Below are 20022 nucleotides of genomic sequence, written 5' to 3'. Positions count from 1 at the left end.
GAGTCTTCAGGCGACGGGCGTCCCCTCTTTTTCCGTCAGCGCGCGGAAGGCCTCGGTGAGGCGGCGCGTCACCGGGCCGACCTTCCCGTCGCCGATGAGGCGTCCGTCGAGCATGCGGACGCCGACGATCTCGGCGCCGGTGCCGGTGAGGAAGACCTCCTCGGAGCGGTAGAGCTCGTCCGGGAGGAAGAGCTCCTCGCGGACCTCGAGCCCGAGGCCGCGCCCGAGCTCGAGCACGGCGTCGCGGGTCACGCCCACGAGGATGCAGGCGGCGGGCGGCGGGGTGAGAAGGCGCCCGGCGCGGACGCAGAAGACGTTGTCGGCGCTGCATTCCGCGACGAAGCCCTCGCGGTCGAGGAGCAGGGCCTCCTCGCAGCCGCCGTGGACGGCCTCGGCGCGGGCGAGGACGTTGTTCAGGTAGTTCAGGGACTTGATCGAGGGGCTCAGCTGGTCGTGGCCGAAGCGGCGCAGCGAGGCCGTGAGGACCTTGAGGCCCTTCGCGTAGGCCTCCGCGGGGTAGAGGCCGATCTTCCCGGCGATGCAGACCACGGTCGGCTTCGGGCACTTGCGCATGTCGAGTCCCAGGTCGCCGACGCCGCGGGTGACGAGCAGGCGGACGTAGGCGTCCGGGTGGCCGTTGACCCGGAGGGACTCGAGGACGACCTCCTTCATCCGCTCCGGCGGGAGCGGGATCTCGAGCTGGATGGCGCGGGCGGAGGCGTAGAGGCGGCGCAGGTGCTCCTCGAGGCGGAAGACGCGCCCGCCGTAGGCGCGGATGCCCTCGAAGACCCCGTCGCCGTACAGGAGCCCGTGGTCGAAGACGGAGACCTTGGCCTTCTCCCTGTCCACGAACTCCCCGTCGACGTAGATCTTCATGGCGCCTCGAGCCTTCCGTCTCTCAGCTCCACGACCCGCGTGGCGTAGCGGGAGACGTCCTCCCGGTTGTGGGTGGCGAGGACCACGGCGACTCCCAGGGTGTCGGCGAGCTCGCGGACCTTGGCGAAGACCGTCTCGCCGTTGCGGCGGTCGAGGTTCCCGGTCGGCTCGTCGGCGAGCAGGACCGCCGCGCCGCGCAGCAGGGCGCGCGCGATGGCCGCGCGCTGGCGCTCTCCGCCCGAGAGGGTGGCCGGGAGGCGTTCGGCGAGCGGGAGGATGTCGAGCAGCGCGAGGAGCCGCCGCGCGCGGACCTCGGCGGCGGCGGCCGCGTCGCCCGCGATGCGCGCGGGCATGGTCACGTTCTCGAGGACGGTGAACTCGGGCAGCAGGGAGTCGAACTGGAAGACGAAGCCGGCCCCGGAGAGCCGCAGGCGCGCGCGCGCCTCCGCGTCCGCGCCGACCGTCGGGCGGCCGCGCAGGAGCACCTCGCCCGCGCTCGGCGCGTCCATGAGCCCGAGGAGGTTCAGGAGCGTGGACTTCCCCGAGCCGCTGGGCCCCAGGAGCGCGACCATCTCCCCGGGTCGCACCGCGAGGTCGACGCCGCGCAGGACCTCGAGGGGGAAGTTCGCCTGCGGATAGGACTTGCGCAGTCCCCGCGCCTCGATGGCGGGTATCAGGGATTCTTGGGGGAGAGGAATCTTATCCATTAGAAGCGGCCTTTCCGCGTCCGCAAGTCCCCTTGGGAGATCCGGCGCACGGGGAGGCGGAGAGAGGCGAGGTCGGGCGCCGGATTTCCCAAGCTAGCCATAGTGGATGGCCTCCACGGGGTCCACGCGGGAGGCGCGCCAGGCCGGGTAGAGGGTCGCGAGCAGGGCGAGGGCGAGCGCGCAGCCCGAGACGACGACGACGTCGAGCGGCTGCACGTCGACCGGGACGCGCGAGAGGTAGTAGATGTCGGCGGGGAGCTCGACGATGGGGTAGCGCCAGATGACCCAGCAGAGCGCCATCCCCAGCAGCAGGCCCGTGCCGACGCCCACCGCGCCGATGAGGGCGCCGACCCGCAGGAAGATCCCGCGGGCCTGGCGCGGCGTCGCGCCCATCGCCATGAGCAGCCCCACGTCGCGCAGCTTCTCGGTGCCGAGGAGGATGAGGTTGGAGGCGATGTTGAGCGAGGCGACGAGGATGATGAGGGCGAGGATGAGGAACATGACGTACTTCTCGAGCTTGAGGGCGGCGAAGAGGGTGCGGTTGAGCTGGGAGTAGGAGCGCACGGAGTAGGAGAGGCCCAGCGCGCGCTGGAGCTCGGCGGCGGCCCGGTCCGCGCGGGTGATGTCCTTCAGGCGGGCCCCGACCCCGGAGACCCCTCCCGGGGTCTTCAGGAAGGCGGCGGCGTCCGCGATCGAGGCGTAGGCGGTCGCGCTGTCGTATTCGTAGTAGCCGGTGCGCAGGACGCCTTGGACCCGGAAGCGCTTGAGCGCGGGGATGAGCCCCATGGGGGTGTCGAGGCCCTGCGGGGAGACGAGCACGACCTCGTCGCCGATCCAGGCGCCCAGGCCGCGGGCGAGCTCCTCGCCGAGCACGACCCCGGGAGTCTTCCCGCCCGAGAGCCCTTCCCAGGAGCCGGCGGTGAGCGACTTGAGGAGGTCGTTGACCCCCGGCTCGCGGGCGGGGTCCACGCCCTTGAGCACGACCCCGGTCGAGCCGCCCGCGTAGGTGACGATGGCCTGCCCGACCACGAAGGGGGCGGTCGCGGCGACGTCGGCGCGCGCGGCGAGGGCCTTCTCGGCCTCGGCCAGGCGGCCGCCGTCCATGCGGCCGAGCACGAGGAGGTGGGCCTGGGCCCCGACGATCTTCTTGCGGATGTCGCTCTGGAAGCCGTTCATCACCGAGAGCGTCGTCAGGAGCGCGGCGACGCCCACGGCGACCCCGGCGACCCCGATGAGGGTGGTGACGAGCGCGAAGAGCCCCTTGCGGCGGGACTGGAGGTAGCGCAGGGCGACGAAGAGCTCGAAGCTCACGCCGTCTTCGCCGCCTCCGTCTGCTCCGGGGCGTCGTCGGCCTCGGGGGCCTCGTCCTTGAGCGCCGGGAAGAGCACGACCTCGCGGATGGAGGGGGTGCCGGTCAGGACCATGGTCAGGCGGTCGACGCCGAAGCCGATGCCGCCGGTCGGGGGCATGCCGACCTCCATCGCCTGCACGAAGTCCTCGTCGAGCATCTCGGCCTCGTCGTGGCCTCCGGCCTTCTGGCGGGCCTGCTCCTCGAAGCGCTCGCGCTGGTCGAGCGGGTCGTTGAGCTCGGTGTAGGCGTTGGCGACCTCCTCGGTGCCGATGAAGCACTCGAAGCGCTCGACGAGCGATTCATCGCCGGGCACGCACTTCGCCAGCGGGGTGATCGCCGTCGGATAGTTCATCACGAAGGTCGGCTGCATCAGGTCGGGGAGGATCTTCTCGTCGAAGATCCGCTCGAAGACCTTGGCGCTGGGCGTCTCGGGCCCGGCCGCGATGCCGAGCCGCTCCCCGAGCTTCAGCAGCGCGGGGCGGCGGAAGGACTTGCGCTCGAGGACCTCGTGGATGTCCGAGCCGCAGCGCTCCTTCCAGGCCGTCGGCAGGTCGAGGCGGCGGAAGGGGGGCTTCAGCGAGATCTGGGAGCCCCGGTACTCGACGCTCTCGATGCCGATGGCCTTCGCCGCGGCCGCGACGACGCGCTCGAAGAGCGCGGCCATGTCGTTGTAGTCGGCGTAGGACTGGTAGGCCTCGAGCATCGTGAACTCGGGGTTGTGCCGGGTGTCGATGCCTTCGTTGCGGAAGATGCGGCCGATCTCGTAGACCCGGTCGAACCCGCCGATGATGAGGCGCTTGAGGTAGAGCTCGGTGGCGATGCGGAGCACGAGCTTGCGGTCGAGCGCGCGGTGGAAGGTCTCGAAGGGGGTCGCGGTGGCTCCGCCGGCCTGCGGCAGGAGCACCGGCGTCTCGACCTCGAGGAAGCCCGTGGCGTCGAGCTCGCGCCGGATGGCCGAGATGAGCAGCGAGCGCTGGGTGAACTTGCGCCGCGCGTCGGGGTTCGCGATGAGGTCGAGGTGGCGGCGGCGGTAGCGCGCGTCGGTGTCCTTGAGTCCGTGCCATTTCTCGGGCAGGGGGCGCAGGGCCTTGGCGAGCATGGTCAGCGCGTCGACCTCGACGGTGACCTCGCCGGTCTTCGTGTGGAACACGGGGCCCTCGACGCCGACGAAGTCCCCGACGTGCATGTCCTTGGAGAAGAGGGAATAGGCCTCGGGCCCGAGCACGTCCTTCTTCAGGTAGACCTGGAGCTTCTCTCCGCCGTCGAGGATGTGGGCGAAGGAGGCCTTGCCCATCGCGCGGATCTGGACGAGGCGTCCCGCGATGCGGACCTTCTCGGCGCTCTTGTTCTGCTCCGTGAGCGGCGCGCAGAGGGCGCGGACCTCCGCGACGGAGTGGGTGCGCTTCCAGCGCGGCGGGTAGACGTCGACGCCGCGCGCGCGCAGCTCGCGGACCTTGTCCTGCTTGCCCTTGAGGATCTCGTCTTCCATGGATGTTCCTTTGCGGAGGGGGCCCGGGGTGCGGGCGTGTCTCTCAGTTCCGTTTGCCCGAGAGGATGCCGCCGATGAGCTCGCGCAGCATCTTCGGGTCGAACGGCTTCTGGACGTAGGCGGCGACGTTGGGGGCCATCTCGAAGAGGTCGCGCATCTTCTGGCCCTTGGCCGTGAGCACGAGGATCGGGATCGCGCGGGTCTTCTCCTCGCGCTGGAGGCGGCTGTTGAGCGTGTAGCCGTCCATGACCGGCATCATGATGTCGAGGATGATGAGGTCCGGGCGCGGCGCGGCCTGCGTCGGCGGCTCGACGCCGAGGCGCTCGAGCGCGACCAGTCCGTTGCCCGCCTCGAGGATGACGTGCCCGTCCTTCTCCAGGACGAAGCGCAGCAGGGTGACGATCTCGGGCTCGTCGTCGACGACGAGGATCGTGGCCATGCTCACGGCTTCTCGAGGATCTTCACGACGGTCTCGCGCAGGGCCTTGGGGTCGAAGGGCTTCTCGACGTAGGCGGCGACGTTCGTCAGCGTCGAGAAGGCGTCGCGCATGCGGCTCTTCGCGGTGAGGATGACGATGGGGACGCCGCGCACGCGCTCGTCGCCCATGAGGCGGTTGCTGAGGGTGTAGCCGTCCACCCCGGGCATCATGACGTCGAGGATGATGACGTCCGGGAGCTCGACGGAGGCGTCGACGGGGTCGAGGCCGAGGCGCGCCAGGGCGATGCGTCCGTCGGCGGCCTGGACCACCGCGTGGCCCTCGCGTTCGAAAGTGTAGGCGACCAGCGAGAGGATCTCGGGTTCGTCGTCGACGACGAGGATCGTGGCCATGGTCAGCTCCCCCGTCCCTTCGTGAGGATGGCGGCGACGGTGTCGCGGAGGTTCTTGGGGTCGAAGGGCTTCTCGACGTAGGCCGCGACGCTCGGGACCGCTCCGAAGAGGTCCTTCATCTGTCCTTTGGCGGTGAGCACGATGATGGGGACGCCCTTCGCGCGGGGGTCCTCCGACATCTTCTTGCTGACGGTATAGCCGTCGACGCTCGGCATCATGACGTCGAGGATGACGAGGTCCGGATGCGGCGCGGCGGCGTTCTTCGGCTCCACGCCGAGGCGCTCGAGGGCCTCGAGGCCGTTATAGGCCTCCCAGACGGAGTGGCCGTCCTTCTCGAGGATGAACTTCATGAGCGTGACGACGTCGCGTTCGTCGTCGACGACGAGGATGTTCGCCATGGACAGGCCCAGTATAGCCATTCGCATTATAAGGAGTCAATGTGAACGGGGCTTGAACCTTTGATAGAATGGGGGCGCGCAACGACAAGTCAAGGAGAACGCGAAATGGCCATCGAACAGACCCTCGTCCTCGTCAAGCCGGACGGCGCGAAGCGCCGCCTCACGGGACTCGTCATCGACCGCCTCGACGCCGCCGGCCTGCAGCTCGCCGGCGCGAAGATGGTCTCGGTGAGCGAAGCCCTCGCCCGCGAGCACTACCAGGAGCACGTCGGCAAGAACTTCTTCGAGAACCTCGTCCGCTACATCCGCGGCGAGTTCCACGCCATCCCCGACCAGCGCGTCCTCGCGCTCGTCTATGAGGGAGAGAACGCCGTCGCCGCCGTGCGCAAGGTCGCCGGCGCGACCAACCCCGAGAGCGCGGACCCCGCGACGGTGCGCGGCTCCTTCGGCCGCGTCACGACCCAGGGGCAGTTCGAGAACGTGCTCCACGCCTCCGGCAGCGTGCCGGAAGCCGAGCGCGAGATCAAGCTCTGGTTCCAGCCCCACGAGGTGATCAAGCCGCGCTACCCCGCGAAGACCTCCGCGTCGGACCCCAAAGCCCTGGTCTGGGCATGAGGGCCGCGGCCGCCGTCCTCGTCCTGCTGCTGGGCCTCTCCGGCGCGGGCCGCCTCCAGGCGGCCCCGCCGGCGGGGCCGGCGGAGCCCGCCGCGCGCCCTGCCGTCCAGGCCCCGGCGCCCGCCAAGCGCGTCGTCCGGCCCCTGCCCGGCGAGGACGTGACGCTCGCGACCCGCGACGGCTGGACGCTCGCCGGCACCTATCTCCCCGCCCAGCCGGGGAAGCTCACGGTCCTCCTCCTCCACGACGGCGCGGGCCGCCGGCAGGACTGGCGCCCGCTCGCGGTGCGCATGCAGAAGCGCGGCATCGGCTACCTCGCCTGGGACCTGCGCGGGCACGGCGGGAGCCAGAACCCTCCGCAGGGACAGCCGGCGCAGTGGAACAAGTTCGTCGTGAGCAAGAGCTACAACGAGTGGGACGCCATGCGCGAGGACGTCGGCGCGGCCGCCGCCTTCCTCAAGGAGAAGGGGGTCGCGCCGGAGAGCGTGCTCCTCGGCGGCGCGGACGTCGGCGCGAACATCGCGCTCAAGTACGCCGCGGTGCACCCCGAGGTGCCGCGGATCTTCCTCGTCTCCCCGAGCCTCAACTACCGCGAGGTGCTCACCGTCAACGCGATGCGCGCCTACAAGGAGCGGCCGATCCTCATCGTCGCCTCCGACGAGGACAAGCGCTTCACCACCGAGGCCAACCTCCTCTTCACCTTCGCGAAGGCCTCCGTGGGAGACGCGCGCGCGGGGATCCTGCGCGTGAAGAGCAAGCACGGCACGAAGATGCTCCCCTTCCATCGCGCTCTCGCCGACCGCATCCTCGACTGGGTCGAGGACCCCGTCCCGCCCGCGGCCGAGGTCGTCCCCTCGACGGGGACCGCCGCCGGCGAGCCGTCCGCCGGGCCCTCCGGCGACGGCCTGCCCGACGACGCCGAGCTCGAGCGCCGCGTGCGCGCCCCCGAGCCGACGCCCGCTCCCGCGAAGGACGTCGAAGTCTCCGAGTAGCCCGATGCCCTCGCGCTACGCGTTCTACGGCCGGCTTCCGACGGAGCAGTCGAACCCCGCCTCGCGCGGGCTCGACCTGAAGTCCACCCGGCAGATCGTCGCCCTCCTCAACCGCCAGGACCTGCTCGTCCCGCGCGCGGTGGCGAGGGTCCGCGGCGCGCTGGTCAAGGCCGCCGACGCCGCCGCCGAGGCGCTGCGCCGCGGCCGCGGCCTCGTCATGGTCGGCGCGGGCACGAGCGGGCGCATGGGCGTGCTCGAGGCCGCCGAGTGCCCGCCGACCTTCGGCACTCCGCGCGGGCTCATCCGCGCCGTCATGGCGGGGGGGCGCTCCTCGGTGTTCCGCGCCCGCGAAGGCGCCGAGGACGACCCGAAGGACGGCGCCCGGCAGCTGCGGCGCGTCGCCCGGCGGGGGGACCTCGTCATCGGCATCGCCGCCAGCGGCATCACCCCCTTCGTGCGCGGGGCGCTCGGGGCGGCCCGGGGGCTCGGCTGCCGCACGGTGCTCGTCACCTCCAATTTCCGGACCCCCGTCCCCGAGGCCGAGATCGTCGTCGCCCCCGACGTGGGACCCGAGTCCCTGAGCGGCTCGACGCGCATGAAGTCGGGGACGGCCGCGAAGCTCGTCCTCAACACGATCACGACGGCGGCCATGGTCCGCATCGGGAAGGCCTACGACAACTGGATGGTGGACCTGCGCCCGACCTCCTACAAGCTGCGCCTGCGCGGCATCCGCATCGTCGGCCACCTCGTCGGCGTCGGCCCGGCGCGCGCCGCCGCGCTCTTCGACGCCTCGGGCGGCCATGTGAAGACCGCGGTGGTGATGGGGCGCCTTCGCCTCGACCGCTCCGCCGCGCGCCGGCGCATCCGGGCCGCCGGCGGCCGCCTGCGCGACGCCCTTGAGGCGGGCCTTAGCCCCTCGGGGACCCCGCAGGACCCCGCGGGGCGGTCCGAGAGGAGCACGTCCGCGGCCCGCGCCTCAAGGACGGCGCGAGTGGAGAAGGGCCTGCGCGCCGCCCTCGAAGCGGGCCGGAAAGAGGGAGGGAGATGAACGGACGCCTCGTCGTCGAGACCGTCGGCAGCGTCGTCCTGAAGGGGAACCCGCTCGGCGACCCGCGCCGGCGCGAGGTCCAGGTCTACCTTCCGCCGAGCTACCTCAAGGACGAGAAGCGGCGCTTCCCCGTCCTCTACTATCTGCCCGGCTTCGGCAGCACGAGCCGCTCGGCCGTGGACCCTCATCCCTGGAAAGAGAACCTCTTCGACCGCTTCGACCGTCTCGTGGCGGAGAAGAAGTCCCCCGAGGCCGTGCTCGTCGTCCCCGACTGCTTCACGATCCTCGGCGGCGCGCAGTACATGGACTCTCCGGCGACCGGCGACTACGAGAAGCACCTGGTCTCGGAGCTCGTCCCCTACGTCGACGCCCGCTACCGCACCGCGGGCCGCGCGGTGCTGGGGAAGTCGAGCGGCGGCTACGGCGCCCTGCGCCTGGCGCTGCTCCACCCGGAGACCTTCCCCCACGCCGGCGCGCACAGCCCCGACCTCCTCTTCGAGGTCTGTTACGGCCGCGACATCCACAAGTGCGTGAGCGCGCTCGCGCGCTGGGACCACGATTTCGGGCGCTACTACCGCGACTTCCGCGCCGCGCGCGCCAAGGACGCCTTCCCGCATGAGCTCCTGAACATCGCCGCGATGGCCGCCTGCTACTCGCCCGACCCGAAGAGCCCGTGGGGTTTCGCCCTGCCCTTCGACCCGTACACCGGGGAGCTCGAGCCCTCCGTCTGGGCCCGCTGGAAGGCGAACGACCTCCTCGAGCTCGCGGGGCGGCGCCCCGAGGGGCTGCGCGCGCTCAAGACCCTCTACTTCGACTGCGGGAGCCGCGACGAGTTCTTCCTGCACCTGGGCGCGCGCGCCTTCGCGCGGCGCCTGAAGGCGCTCGGCGTCCGCCACCGCTTCGAGGAGCACGCCGGCGGGCACTTCGACACCGCGCCGCGCCTCGACGTCTCCCTCCCTCTCCTCGTTCGAGCGGCCGAAGGCCGCTCGAAGGCGAAGAAGTGACGCTCGCGCTCGGGCTCATGTCGGGCACCTCGGCCGACGGCGTGAGCCTGGCGCTCATCGAGCTGAAGGGCCGCCGGCTCGAGGTCCTGGGGCACGACACCTACCCTTACGCGTCCGGGCTCTCGCGGCGCATCCTCGCCGCCGCGCGGACCGACGCCGACGGCCTCTCCCGGCTAAACTTCGAGCTCGGCCGCGTCTTCGCGAAGGCCGCGGAGCGCTTCCTGCGCGCGCGGCGCGTGCACCCCCGCCGGCTCGCCGCGGTCGGCTCGCACGGGCAGACCGTCATCCATCTCCCCGGCGAGCGCAGCCCCTCGACGCTGCAGCTCGGAGAGCCCTCCTTCCTCTCCGAGACGCTGGGCGTCCCCGTCGTCTCGGACTTCCGTCCGCGGGACATGGCGGCGGGCGGGGAGGGCGCGCCGCTGGTGCCCTTCTTCGACGAGTTCGTCTTCGGGGGCGGACGGCCCCGGGCTCTGCAGAACATCGGCGGCATCGGCAACGTCGCCCTCGTCGGCCGCGGCGTGCGGACCTTCGGCTTCGACACCGGGCCCGGGAACTGCCTCATCGACCTCGCCGTGCGCCGGATGACGGGCGGGCGCCGCGCCTTCGACCGCGACGGGCTCATCGCGCGCCGCGGCCGCGTCGACGAGGCGCTGGCCGCGCGCCTCCTCGCCGCGCCCTTCTTCCGCCGCCGTCCGCCCAAGAGCCTCGAGCGCACGGAGTTCGGCGAGGCGTACCTGCGCCGGCACCTGCCGGCCGGGCGCCTGCGCCACGAGGACGCGGTGGCGACGCTCACCTACTTCACCGCCCTCACCATCGCCGACGCCTTGCGCCGCTTCCTGCCCCGGCCGCCGCGGCTTTCGGAGCTCATCGTCAGCGGGGGGGGCGCGCTCAACCCCGTCCTCATGGAAGGCCTGCGGCGCCTGCTCTATCCGCTGCCGGTCCTCACGAGCGCCGACTACGGCATCCCGGTGCTGGCCAAGGAGCCGGCGATGATGGCCCTGCTCGCGGCGCTCGCCGTCGAAGGGAAGCCCAACCACTGTCCGCGGGCCACCGGCGCGCGGGGTCCGCGCATCCTCGGGAAGATCAGTCCCGCCGCATGAGATTGCGGCGACTGGAGCCGTTCCAGGCGCGCCTGCGGGCGATGTGCTTCGCGCAGTTCCCCCGCCGCTGCGGCAACTGCCGGCGCGAGTACAAGGACCTCTCGGCCTACCTCGCCGGCACGACGCCGTTGGCGGCCGACGCGGAGTCCGGCGGCTCGGACACCCTGGGCATCTTCTCCTACGCGGACTGCCCCTGCGGGAGCACGCTCTCCCTGCGCTGGGAAGGCTTCACGCCGGAGGAGCGGATACTCTTCAGGTCCGAGCTCGCGCTCGAGGCGCGGGAGGCCGGGCGCGGCGCGGGAGAGATCCTCGTCGAGCTGGGGCGTCAGCTGCTGCGCGCGGGGGTGCGGTGAGCGTCCGCTGGTCGGTCGAGGAGGGCCCCGAAGGCGCGCGCTTCGTCGTGACGGGCCTGCGCCTGTGGCCCATCGCCGTCTTCATGTCGTTCTGGCTCTGCGGCTGGACCGCCGGCGAGGTCTCGGTCCTGCACCAGCTCTTCCGCGGGGAGACCCCCGGCTTCGCCTCCGTGTTCCTGCTCTTCTGGCTCGCCGGCTGGACGGTCGGCGGCGTCTTCGCGTGGGCGATCTGCCTCTACTCGCTCTTCGGCCGCGAAGTGATCCTGGTGGGCGCGGGCCGCTTCCGCCTGCGCTGGCAGGCCCTCGCCTTCTACTGGACGCGCGAGTTCTCGCCCGACGAGATCCGGGGGATGCGCGTCGTCGTCGCGGGCCCGAAAGAGGCGCAGGAGGGGCGTCCGACGCGCTTCATCTCGCTGGCCGCCGTCGCGTTCCGTCACGCGAAAGGACGCATGGCCTTCGGTCTCGGGCTCCCGCCCGACGACGCCCGGACGCTCTTCGAGGCCGTCCGCTCCCGCGCCGGCCTGCCGGCCACCGCGTTCGAGGACCCTTCGCCGGACCCGTTCGACGCGCCCGGGACCTAGGAGTCCGTCCGAGTAATAGCGTATTCCCCGGAGGCCCAAGCCTGAGCCGTGCGCAAGGCGCGACGAGCGAGCATAGCCCCGCTATGTGAGCGAGGAGCAACGCGGCGCACGGCCGGGATGGGGCCTCCCGCTCTTCCTCAGAAGTCATGGGAGGAGCGGGTCGCGCGCTATCGGGCTGCGACGGCGTCGCTCGTCGCTTACATAGCCGCAGCTATGCGCGCTCCTCGCTCCTTGTCTCGCTCCAATAGCGCGCGACCGGAGAACATGCTATTACTCGGACGGACTCCTAGAACAGGCCGGTGATGTTCCCGGCCTCGTCGATGTCGATGCGCTCCGAGGCCGGATGCTCGGGGAGCCCGGGCATGCGCATGATCTCGCCGGTGATGGGGATGAGGAATCCGGCGCCCGCGGCGATCTCGATCTCGCGGACGGTGACGACGAAGTCCTTCGGGCGTCCGATGAGGTCGGGGTTGTCCGAGAGGGACTTCTGCGTCTTCGCGATGCAGACGGGGAGGCCCTGCAGGCCGAGGGAGGCGATCTTCTCGAGGTCCTTCTTCGCCTTCGGCATGTAGTCGATGTGCTTGGCGCCGTACATCTTGGCCGCGATGGTCTCGATCTTCCTCTCGACCGGCCAGTCCCACTCGTAGATGGGCTCGAAGCGGGTCCGGCAGGCGTCGGCGGCCTTGCGGACGATCCGGGCGAGCTCGACGGCGCCCTCGCCGCCCTGTCCCCAGACGTCGGCCACGGCCATCGGCACGCCGAGCTTGCGGCACTCTTCCTGCACGACGGCGATCTCCTCTGCGGAGTCATGGGTGAACTTGTTGAGGGCCACGACCGGGGAGAGCTTGAACTGCAGCATGCTCTCGACGTGCTTCTCGAGGTTCTCGAGCCCCTTGCGGACGCTCTCCGGGTCGGGCTTGTCGAGCTCCTTGAGCGAGGTCCCTCCGTGGTACTTCAGCGCGCGGACCGTGGCCACCAGCACCGCGGCGCTCGGGGAGAGCCCCGCGTAGCGGCACTTGATGTCGAGGAACTTCTCGGCGCCCAGCTCGAAGCCGAAGCCGGCCTCGGTCACCACGTAGTCCGAGAAGCTCAGCCCCATCCGGGTGGCGACCACGGAGTTGGCGCCGTGCGCGATGTTGGCGAAGGGTCCGCCGTGGATGATCGCGGGGGTCCCTTCCGTGGTCTGGACCAGGTTCGGCATGAGCGCGTCCTTGAGCAGCGCGGCCATCGCTCCGTTGGCCTTGAGGTCGCGGGCGTAGACCGGCTTGCGGTCGAAGGTGTAGCCGACGAAGATGTTGCCGAGCTTCTCCTTGAGGTGGCGCAGGTCGTCGGAGAGGCAGAAGATCGCCATGATCTCCGAGGCGGCCACGATGTCGAAGCCCGTCTCGCGAGGCACCCCGGACATCGTCCCGCCGAGGCCGACGATGATCTTGCGCAGGGAGCGGTCGTTCATGTCCATGACCCGGCGCCAGGCGACGGTGCGCGGGTCGAGGCCGTGGGTGTTCTTCTTGTTCTGGATGTCGTTGTCGATGAGCGCCGAGAGCAGGTTGTGCGCCTTCTCGATGGCCGAGAAGTCGCCCGTGAAGTGGAGGTTGATGTCCTCCATCGGCAGGACCTGGGAGCGGTTGCCTCCGGTGGCGCCGCCCTTGATGCCGAAGACGGGGCCGAGCGAGGGCTCGCGCAGCACGACGGTCGTCTTCGCGCCGATGCGGTTGAGCCCCTGGGAAAGGCCGATGGAGACGGTCGTCTTGCCCTCTCCGGCGGGGGTCGGCGAGATGGCGGAGACCAGGATGAGCCGGCTCTTCGCGGCCTTCTCTTTCGAGATGAGGCGCAGGGGCAGCTTGGCCTTGTGCTTGCCGTAGAGGACGAGGTCGTCCTCCGGTATGCCGAGCTGCGCGGAGATCTCATGGATGTGCTTCATCGCTCACCTCTTGGGGCCGACGGCCGAATGATATCATAGCGTACGCGCGCCATGGGAAGCCCCTCATGATCTGCCGTCCCGGCTGCGGCGCCTGCTGCGTCGCGCCGTCCATCTCGAGCCCGCTCCCGGGTCATCCGGGCGGAAAGCCCGCGGGCGCGCGCTGTGCGAACCTGCGCGAGGACCTGTCGTGTTCGGTGTGGGGGACGGCGGACTACCCGCCCGTCTGCCGGGACTTCACTCCGCGTCCGAACGCCTGCGGAGCGGACCGGGCCGAGGCGCTCGCGCTGCTCGCCGCGCTCGAGGATCAGACGAAGCCTAGTCTCTGAGGAAGTGGCAGCTGTAGCCGCCGGGGTGCTTCTTCAGGTAGTCCTGGTGCCCTTCTTCGGCGGACCAGAACTTCGAGGCCGGGACGATCTGCGTCACGACGGGCGCCTTCCACTTCCCGGAGGCCGCCACCCTGTCCTTGACCGCCTCCGCCGTCGCGCGCTGTTCCTCGCTCATGTAGAAGACCGCTGAGCGGTACTGCGAGCCCCGGTCGTTGCCCTGCCGGTCGGCGGTCGTCGGGTCGTGCATGCGGAAGTAGAAGCCGAGCAGCTGCTCGTAGGTGAGCTTCTTCGGGTCGAAGGTCACGGCGATGGCTTCGGCGTGCCCGGTCTTCCCCGTCTTCACGTCCTCGTAGCGGGGATGCTCGGTCTTCCCGCCGGTGTAGCCCACCTCGGTCCTGAGCACGCCGGTGATCTCGCGCAGGATGCCCTGCATGCCCCAGAAGCAGCCGCCGGCCAGAAGGGCGGCTTCGGCCCCGTCGGGGACCGGGTAGGCGGAGGTGGACTTGGCCGACGACCGCGCGGCCTTCTTCGCGAAGAGCGGCAGGTACTTCCCGTAACCCTCGGCTTCGAGCTTCGAGACCGGGACGAAGCGCAGGGACGCGGAGTTGATGCAGAAGCGCCGCCCGCCGGCCTCCTTGGGGCCGTCCGTGAAGACGTGCCCGAGATGGGAGCCGCCGGACTTCGAGCGCACCTCGACGCGCCGCATGAGACGGCTCCGGTCCTCCTTCTCCACGACGCGCGCGGGCTCGAGCGGCCGGGTGAAGCTCGGCCAGCCGCAGCCGGAGTCGAACTTGTCGAGCGAGGAGAAGAGCGGCTCGCCGGTCGCGACGTCCACGTAGAGACCGGCCTCCTTGTGGTCGTGGTAGGGGTTCTCGAAGGCCGGCTCGGTGGCCGCCTTCTGCGTCACCTCGTACTGGAGGGGCGTGAGGCGGCGGCGCAGCTCCTCGTCGGACGGCTTGGCGTATTCGGGCATCGGGGTCTCCTTCCTGGGTGCGGCCGCGCCGAGCGCGGGGAGGGCGAGCAGGACGAGCGCGGCGAGCGCCCGCATCAGAACGGGAAGGCCCGGCGGATGCGGGCGTCGATGATGAACATGGCCGTGTCCTCTCCCGTTTCGTAGACCGAGGAGGCGGAGGCGCTCTCGAGGGTCTCGCGCAGGGCGACCTCGAGGCCCGCGACGTCGGCGGCGCTCGCGCGGATCGTCACCCCGGCGTCGAGGACGGCCTTGCAGCGCTCTCCGGGCGGGTCCGCGTTGAAGGCCTTGAGCTTCTTGAGGTCCGCCTCATAGCCGGCGTAGCCGCGCGGGAACACGCAGTAGCGGGTGGCCAGGGAGGAGAGGATCTTCCCGCTCGCCGTCCGGCGCACGAGTTTGGCCGCGAGCAGCCGCCCGAGGGCCGTCCCGAGCTCCCCGGCCCCGACGCCCAGCGCCTCGGAGAGCTCCTCGCGGCGCAGGGGCTTGTGGTTGTTGACGACGCAGTTGAAGGCCCAATAGGCCGCGCGCGAGGAGAGGAGGGTCCGGAACTGCTCGATGGAGACATGGTAGGCCTGTCCGCTGAGCAGACGCTTGATGACCTTCTTCTCGGGCCGCTCGGGCGCGTGGGGGCGCAGGAGGGGGCCGACGAGGGTCTCGAAGAGCTCGTCCTTGCCGATGAGGTCCTTGAGGTAGGAGAGCAGCAGCTTGCGCTGCGACTCGGCGTTGGGGGGGATGCGCAGGAGCGTGAGGAGCCTGGGCACCCACTCCGGGCGGGGCAGGCCGCCGCCGCGCTCGATCTTCGCGTAGTAGGCGTAGGTGAACGGGAAGGTCCGCCGACCCCCGTTGCGGTGGTAGAAGGCGTAGGCGGTGCGCCAGCCGGCGCCGGCGCGCAGCTCGGAAAGGGTTCTGGAGAAGTGTCCCATGGTAACCGGCAGGTTATCATGCCGGAGGCGCGCCGCGCAACCCCGCTATGGTATCATGCTTCGTCCGCGCTCCCGGAGCGGTCCGTCCGCTCCGCCTCCCGTCGACACGGGGGCCCGGACGCAGAGGAAGACCATGAGCGCGACCCGACAGCTGCCGCCCATCCTGCGCCTGCTGGCGCCCCTGGACGGACGCATCGTCCCCCTCGAGAAGGTCCCCGACCCCGTCTTCGCCCAGCGCATCGTGGGCGACGGCGTCTCCATCGACCCGACGAGCTCGACCCTCCTCGCCCCCTGCGGCGGCGAGGTCGTCCATGCGCACGCCTCCGGCCACGCGCTCACCCTGCGGGCCGACGGGGGCGTCGAGGTCATGCTCCACATCGGCGTGGACACCGTCCAGCTCAAGGGCGAGGGCTTCCGGCTCAAGGTCCGCGCCGGGGACCGGGTCTCCGCGGGGCAGGCGCTCATCGAGTTCGACGCGGACGCGGTCGCGCGCCGGGCGAAGAGCCTGCTGACCCAGCTCCTCGTCACCGACGTCGAGCGCATCGCCTCCCTCACGCACCCGTCCGGGAGCGTGAAGGCGGGGACGGACCTCGCGCTCGAGGTCACGCTGCGGGAGCCCGCCGCCGCCGAGGCGCCGGCGGCCGGCGGGAGCGCGAGCTCGGACGCGCTCGTCGTCCCCAACCCCACCGGCCTGCACGCGCGTCCGGCCTCGGTGCTCGCGCACGCGGCCAAGCGCTTCCACAGCGCGGTGCAGCTGCGCCGCGGCGAGGCGTCGGCGAACGCGAAGAGCCTCGTCGCCATCATGAGCCTCAACGTGAAGCAGGGCGACAAGGTCGTCGTCGTCGCCGAAGGCCCCGACGCGCACGAGGCGGTCGAAGAGCTCGCGCGCCTGATCCTCGCGGGTCTCGAGGAGAAGGAGGCCCCGGCGCCGGCGTCGCAGCCGGTCCATCCCCGCTCCGAGGATCCCCGCGCCCTCTCCGGCGTGACCGCCTCCCCCGGCCTCTCCATCGGCGCCTCCTTCCAGTTCCGCCGCGTCGAAGTCCATGTCGCCGAGGCCGGCGAGGGGGCGCCCGTCGAGCGCGCCCGGCTCGCGCACGCCCTGGAAAGGGCGAAGGCGGAGCTCGAGACCCTGCAGACGCGCCTGAGCGCCGAGCGCGACGCCAACAAGGCCGCCATCTTCGGCGCGCACCGCGAGCTCCTCGACGACCCCGAGCTCCTCGAGATCGCCGAGACGGCCCTCGCGAAGGGCGCGAGCGCCGGCGCCGCCTGGCAGTGCTCCTGCCGCGACTTCGCCGGACGCCTCAGCCGGCTCAACAACGACGTGCTCGCCGGACGCGCCGTCGACGTCAAGGACGTCGGCCTGCGCGTGCTGCGCATCCTCACCGGGGCCCCGGTCGAGCAGCGCGAGTTCCCGGCGGGCTGCATCCTGCTCGCCGAGGACCTCACGCCCTCCGACACGGCCGGGCTCGACCCGGCCCGCGTCCTCGGCGTCTGCACCGTGGGCGGCGGCGGCACCTCGCACGTCGCCATCCTCTGCCGCTCGCTCGGCATCCCCGCGCTCGCCGCCGTCGAGCTCAAGCTCCTCGCGGTGCCCGACGGCGCTCCGCTCATCCTCGACGCGGACAAGGGCACGCTGCTCACCGCCCCGACCCCGGCGGAGACCGAGGCCGCCCGGGTCCGGCAGGCGGGAGCCCGCCGGCGCCGGGAGGCCGAACTGTCCGCGTCCCGCGACGAGGCGCGCACGAAGGACGGCCGCCGCATCCGGGTCGAGGCCAACATCGGCAAGGCGGCCGAGGCCGCGGACGCCGCGCGCATCGGCGCCGAGGGCGTCGGGCTCTGCCGCTCGGAGTTCCTCTTCCTCGAGCGCGAGACGGCCCCGAGCGAGGACGAGCAGACGGCGGCCTACGCCGCGATGGCGAAGGCCTTCCCCGCGGCGTCGGTGGTCGTGCGGGTCCTCGACGTGGGCGGAGACAAGGTCCTTCCCTATCTCGCCATGGCGCAGGAGGAGAACCCCTTCCTCGGAGAGCGCGGCATCCGCCTCCTGCTGGAGCGGCCCGAGATCCTGCGCACGCAGCTGCGCGCGCTCCTGCGCGCCGCGCGCGAGGGCGGGCGGCTCAAGGTCCTCTTCCCGATGGTCGCCGACCTCGACGAGTTCCGCTCGGCCAAGGCCCTTCTCCTCGAGGAGGCGCGGCGCCTGGGCGTCGAGCCGCCGCCGGTCGGGGTCATGATCGAGGTCCCCTCCGCGGCGCTGCTCGGCGCGCACCTGGCGCGCGAGGCCGACTTCTTCTCGGTGGGCACCAACGACCTCACGCAGTACACGCTCGCGATGGACCGGGGAAACCCCAAGCTCGCCGCGCGGGTGGACGCGCTCCATCCTTCCGTCCTGCTCATGATCCGGCAGGCCGTCGAAGGCGCCCGGACGCACAAGCGTCCGGTGGGCGTCTGCGGCGGCGCGGCCGGAGACCTGCAGGCGGTGCCCCTGCTCGTCGGCCTCGACGTCGACGAGCTGAGCGTCAGCGCTCCGGCGGTCCCCGCGGTCAAGGCCGCGGTGCGGCGCGCCGACCATGCGGCCTGCCGCGAGCTCGCGCGCAGGGCCTGCGCGGCGGCTTCGGCCGCCGAGGTCCGGGCCCTCGTGGCCGAGCACGAGGCCCAGTCGCCCGTCGCGGCGGGCGGGGAGGCGGCATGAACATCCTCAAGGACGCGTTCGGCCTGCTGCAGAAGATCGGCAAGTCGCTCATGCTGCCGGTCGCCGTGCTCCCGGTCGCCGGCATCCTGCTCGGCGTCGGCAGCGCCGGCTTCACCTGGATGCCCGACCTCCTCTCCTCCATCATGCGCGACGCCGGCGGGGCGATCTTCGGGAACCTGCCCCTCTTCTTCGCCATCGGCGTGGCCCTCGGCCTGGCCGACAACGACGGGGTGGCCTCCCTCTCCGCGGTCGTGGGCTACGCGGTCCTGCTCGCGACGATGGGGCTGCTCGCCGCCCGGCACGGCGTCGAGGTCAAGCCCATCATGGGCATCAAGTCCATCGACACCGGCGTCTTCGGGGGCATCCTCATGGGCGGCGTGGCGGCGGCCATGTTCAAGCGCTACTACCGCATCGAGCTGCCGCCGTACCTGGGCTTCTTCGCCGGCAAGCGCTTCGTCCCCATCGTGACCGCCTTCGCCGCCGTCGTCATCGGCGTCGCCATGAGCTATCTCTGGCCGCCGGTCGGCCGGGGCATCCGCGTCTTCTCGCAGTACGCGGCCTACGGCAATCCGACGCTCGCCGCGGCCGTCTACGGCTTCGTCGAGCGCCTGCTCATCCCCTTCGGCCTGCACCACATCTGGAACGTGCCCTTCTTCTTCGAGATCGGCTCCTTCACGAAGGCGGGCGGAGAGGTCGTCCACGGCGACATCACGCGCTTCTTCGCCGGAGACCCCACGGCCGGCATCCTGGGCGGCGCCTACCTCTTCAAGATGTGGGGCCTGCCCGCGGCCGCGATGGCCATGTGGCACAGCGCCCGGCCCGAGCACCGCAAGCGCATCGGCGGCATCATGGTCTCCGCGGCGCTCACCTCGTTCTTGACCGGGATCACCGAGCCCATCGAGTTCTCCTTCATGTTCGTGGCGCCGGTGCTCTACGCGCTGCACGCCGTGCTCGCGGGCTTCTCGCAGATCCTCTTCTCGCTGCTGGGAGCGAAGCTGGGCTTCACCTTCTCGCAGGGCTTCATCGACTACGTCCTCTATTACGCCAAGGACACCAAGCCCTGGCTCGTGCTCCTCATCGGCCCCATCTACGCCTGCGTCTACTACGGGGTGTTCCGCTGGGCCATCGACATGTTCGACCTGCGCACCCCCGGCCGCGAGGCGGCCGAGGAAGAGGCCGCTCCCGCTCCCGCGGCCGCGGCGGGAGGGCACGCGCTGCAGCTCGTCCTCGCCTTCGGCGGGCGCTCGAACATCAAGAACCTGGACGCCTGCATCACCCGCCTGCGCGTCAGCGTCGAGGACGTGAGCCGGGTCCGCTCCGAGCGCCTCAAGTCGCTCGGCGCCGCCGGCGTCGTCATGGCCGGCAGCGGCGTGCAGGCCATCTTCGGCACGCGCTCGGAGAACATCAAGACCGAGATCGAGATCTACCTGCGCAGCGCCGGCCCGGAGGCCGACGCCGCGGAAGGCTCGGCGGAGGCGGCTCCCGCCGCGGCCGCCCAGCCCGGGCGGGCGCGCGACCCCGAGGCGGCCCGCGCGGCCGGGCTCATCCTCGCGGCCCTGGGCGGGGCGGGGAACGTCCGGAAGGTGGAGGACTGCGCCTTCACCCGGCTGCGCGTCGAGCTCGCCGATTCCTCGCGCATCGACGAGGCCGCGCTGGCCGCCGCCGGGGCCTACGGCGTGATGCGTCCCGCCGAGGGCGTGGCGCATCTCCTGGTGGGTTCCTCCGCGGACCAGTACGCCGCGGAATTGCGCGCCCTGCTCGCGGTCTGATCGGGATCCCTTCAGGAAGAGACTGCCGCAGGCCGAAGCCCACCTGATAGATCCGTTGCCTCGATTTCCAAATTAAACGGAATCG

Annotated in this window: 20 protein-coding genes; 10 read left to right on the top strand and 10 right to left on the bottom strand. The window is 71.4% G+C overall.

Annotated elements, in window-relative coordinates; translation table 11 throughout:
• Positions 1–6 precede the first annotated feature (6 nt).
• From ilvE to WC969_07090, 7 genes are all read right to left on the bottom strand, one after another.
• A complete protein-coding gene (gene ilvE, locus WC969_07120; protein ID MFA6029606.1) occupies positions 7–876 on the bottom strand; it encodes a branched-chain-amino-acid transaminase in 870 nt (289 codons plus the stop codon).
• Positions 873–1583 (bottom strand): ABC transporter ATP-binding protein, encoded by a 711-nt coding sequence (locus tag WC969_07115; protein MFA6029605.1) that lies wholly within the window; start codon positions 1581–1583, stop codon positions 873–875. Before WC969_07115 ends, ilvE begins: the two co-directional genes overlap by 4 nt.
• A gap of 93 nt (positions 1584–1676) precedes the next feature.
• Positions 1677–2894 carry an ABC transporter permease gene (locus WC969_07110; protein MFA6029604.1) on the bottom strand — a complete coding sequence of 406 codons (1218 nt, stop codon included), beginning with the start codon at positions 2892–2894 and terminating at the stop codon, positions 1677–1679.
• Entirely contained in the window at positions 2891–4423 is a 1533-nt protein-coding gene (gene lysS / locus WC969_07105; GenBank protein MFA6029603.1) for a lysine--tRNA ligase, read from the bottom strand. The genes WC969_07110 and lysS overlap by 4 nt, the downstream gene beginning before the upstream one ends.
• 43 nt (positions 4424–4466) lie before the next feature.
• Positions 4467–4862, bottom strand: coding sequence for a response regulator (locus WC969_07100; GenBank protein MFA6029602.1), 396 nt, complete (start codon positions 4860–4862; stop codon positions 4467–4469).
• 2 nt (positions 4863–4864) lie between these two features.
• On the bottom strand, positions 4865–5251 hold the full coding sequence (locus WC969_07095; GenBank protein ID MFA6029601.1) for a response regulator: 387 nt from the start codon (positions 5249–5251) through the stop codon (positions 4865–4867).
• A 2-nt stretch (positions 5252–5253) separates the two neighbouring features.
• A complete protein-coding gene (locus WC969_07090; GenBank protein MFA6029600.1) occupies positions 5254–5649 on the bottom strand; it encodes a response regulator in 396 nt (131 codons plus the stop codon).
• A 111-nt stretch (positions 5650–5760) separates the two neighbouring features.
• Between WC969_07090 and WC969_07085 the strand changes: the two genes are divergently transcribed.
• Genes WC969_07085 through WC969_07055 form a run of 7 tightly spaced genes read left to right on the top strand, consistent with a single transcriptional unit; the run spans position 5761 to position 11342 of the window.
• Positions 5761–6264: a nucleoside-diphosphate kinase gene (locus WC969_07085; protein ID MFA6029599.1), complete on the top strand. Its 504-nt coding sequence runs from the start codon at positions 5761–5763 to the stop codon at positions 6262–6264.
• Positions 6261–7256, top strand: a complete 996-nt coding sequence (locus tag WC969_07080; GenBank protein ID MFA6029598.1) for an alpha/beta fold hydrolase — start codon at positions 6261–6263, stop codon at positions 7254–7256. The genes WC969_07085 and WC969_07080 overlap by 4 nt, the downstream gene beginning before the upstream one ends.
• A 4-nt stretch (positions 7257–7260) precedes the next feature.
• On the top strand, positions 7261–8304 hold the full coding sequence (locus WC969_07075; GenBank protein ID MFA6029597.1) for an N-acetylmuramic acid 6-phosphate etherase: 1044 nt from the start codon (positions 7261–7263) through the stop codon (positions 8302–8304).
• Positions 8301–9308 carry an alpha/beta hydrolase-fold protein gene (locus tag WC969_07070; GenBank protein MFA6029596.1) on the top strand — a complete coding sequence of 336 codons (1008 nt, stop codon included), beginning with the start codon at positions 8301–8303 and terminating at the stop codon, positions 9306–9308. The genes WC969_07075 and WC969_07070 overlap by 4 nt, the downstream gene beginning before the upstream one ends.
• Positions 9305–10408 (top strand): anhydro-N-acetylmuramic acid kinase, encoded by a 1104-nt coding sequence (locus WC969_07065; protein MFA6029595.1) that lies wholly within the window; start codon positions 9305–9307, stop codon positions 10406–10408. The genes WC969_07070 and WC969_07065 overlap by 4 nt, the downstream gene beginning before the upstream one ends.
• Positions 10405–10761, top strand: a complete 357-nt coding sequence (locus WC969_07060) for a hypothetical protein (protein ID MFA6029594.1) — start codon at positions 10405–10407, stop codon at positions 10759–10761. Before WC969_07065 ends, WC969_07060 begins: the two co-directional genes overlap by 4 nt.
• Positions 10758–11342, top strand: coding sequence for a hypothetical protein (locus tag WC969_07055; GenBank protein MFA6029593.1), 585 nt, complete (start codon positions 10758–10760; stop codon positions 11340–11342). The genes WC969_07060 and WC969_07055 overlap by 4 nt, the downstream gene beginning before the upstream one ends.
• 286 nt (positions 11343–11628) lie before the next feature.
• On the opposite strand, the gene WC969_07050 is transcribed toward WC969_07055, so the two are convergent.
• Positions 11629–13263 (bottom strand): formate--tetrahydrofolate ligase, encoded by a 1635-nt coding sequence (locus tag WC969_07050; GenBank protein MFA6029592.1) that lies wholly within the window; start codon positions 13261–13263, stop codon positions 11629–11631.
• Between the two features lie 65 nt (positions 13264–13328).
• Here WC969_07050 and WC969_07045 point away from each other — a divergent pair, with 65 nt between their 5' ends.
• Positions 13329–13589 carry a YkgJ family cysteine cluster protein gene (locus WC969_07045; protein MFA6029591.1) on the top strand — a complete coding sequence of 87 codons (261 nt, stop codon included), beginning with the start codon at positions 13329–13331 and terminating at the stop codon, positions 13587–13589.
• On the opposite strand, the gene WC969_07040 is transcribed toward WC969_07045, so the two are convergent.
• Both WC969_07040 and WC969_07035 read right to left on the bottom strand, forming a co-directional pair.
• Positions 13579–14637, bottom strand: a complete 1059-nt coding sequence (locus WC969_07040; protein ID MFA6029590.1) for a bifunctional methionine sulfoxide reductase B/A protein — start codon at positions 14635–14637, stop codon at positions 13579–13581. The two genes, WC969_07045 and WC969_07040, sit on opposite strands and share 11 nt — an antisense overlap.
• A complete protein-coding gene (locus WC969_07035; GenBank protein MFA6029589.1) occupies positions 14637–15482 on the bottom strand; it encodes a hypothetical protein in 846 nt (281 codons plus the stop codon). Before WC969_07035 ends, WC969_07040 begins: the two co-directional genes overlap by 1 nt.
• Before the next feature lie 133 nt (positions 15483–15615).
• Between WC969_07035 and ptsP the strand changes: the two genes are divergently transcribed.
• Together ptsP and ptsG are read left to right on the top strand one after the other, a co-directional pair.
• On the top strand, positions 15616–18168 hold the full coding sequence (ptsP, locus tag WC969_07030; protein ID MFA6029588.1) for a phosphoenolpyruvate--protein phosphotransferase: 2553 nt from the start codon (positions 15616–15618) through the stop codon (positions 18166–18168).
• Positions 18165–19937 carry a PTS glucose transporter subunit IIBC gene (gene ptsG / locus WC969_07025; protein MFA6029587.1) on the top strand — a complete coding sequence of 591 codons (1773 nt, stop codon included), beginning with the start codon at positions 18165–18167 and terminating at the stop codon, positions 19935–19937. The genes ptsP and ptsG overlap by 4 nt, the downstream gene beginning before the upstream one ends.
• Positions 19938–20022: the final 85 nt, after the last annotated feature.

The organism is Elusimicrobiota bacterium (assembly GCA_041660925.1).
Taxonomy (GTDB): domain Bacteria; phylum Elusimicrobiota; class Elusimicrobia; order UBA1565; family UBA1565; genus JBAZUV01.
Note: the sequence above shows the minus strand (reverse complement) of the source record. Positions and strands in the feature narration are given on the sequence as shown.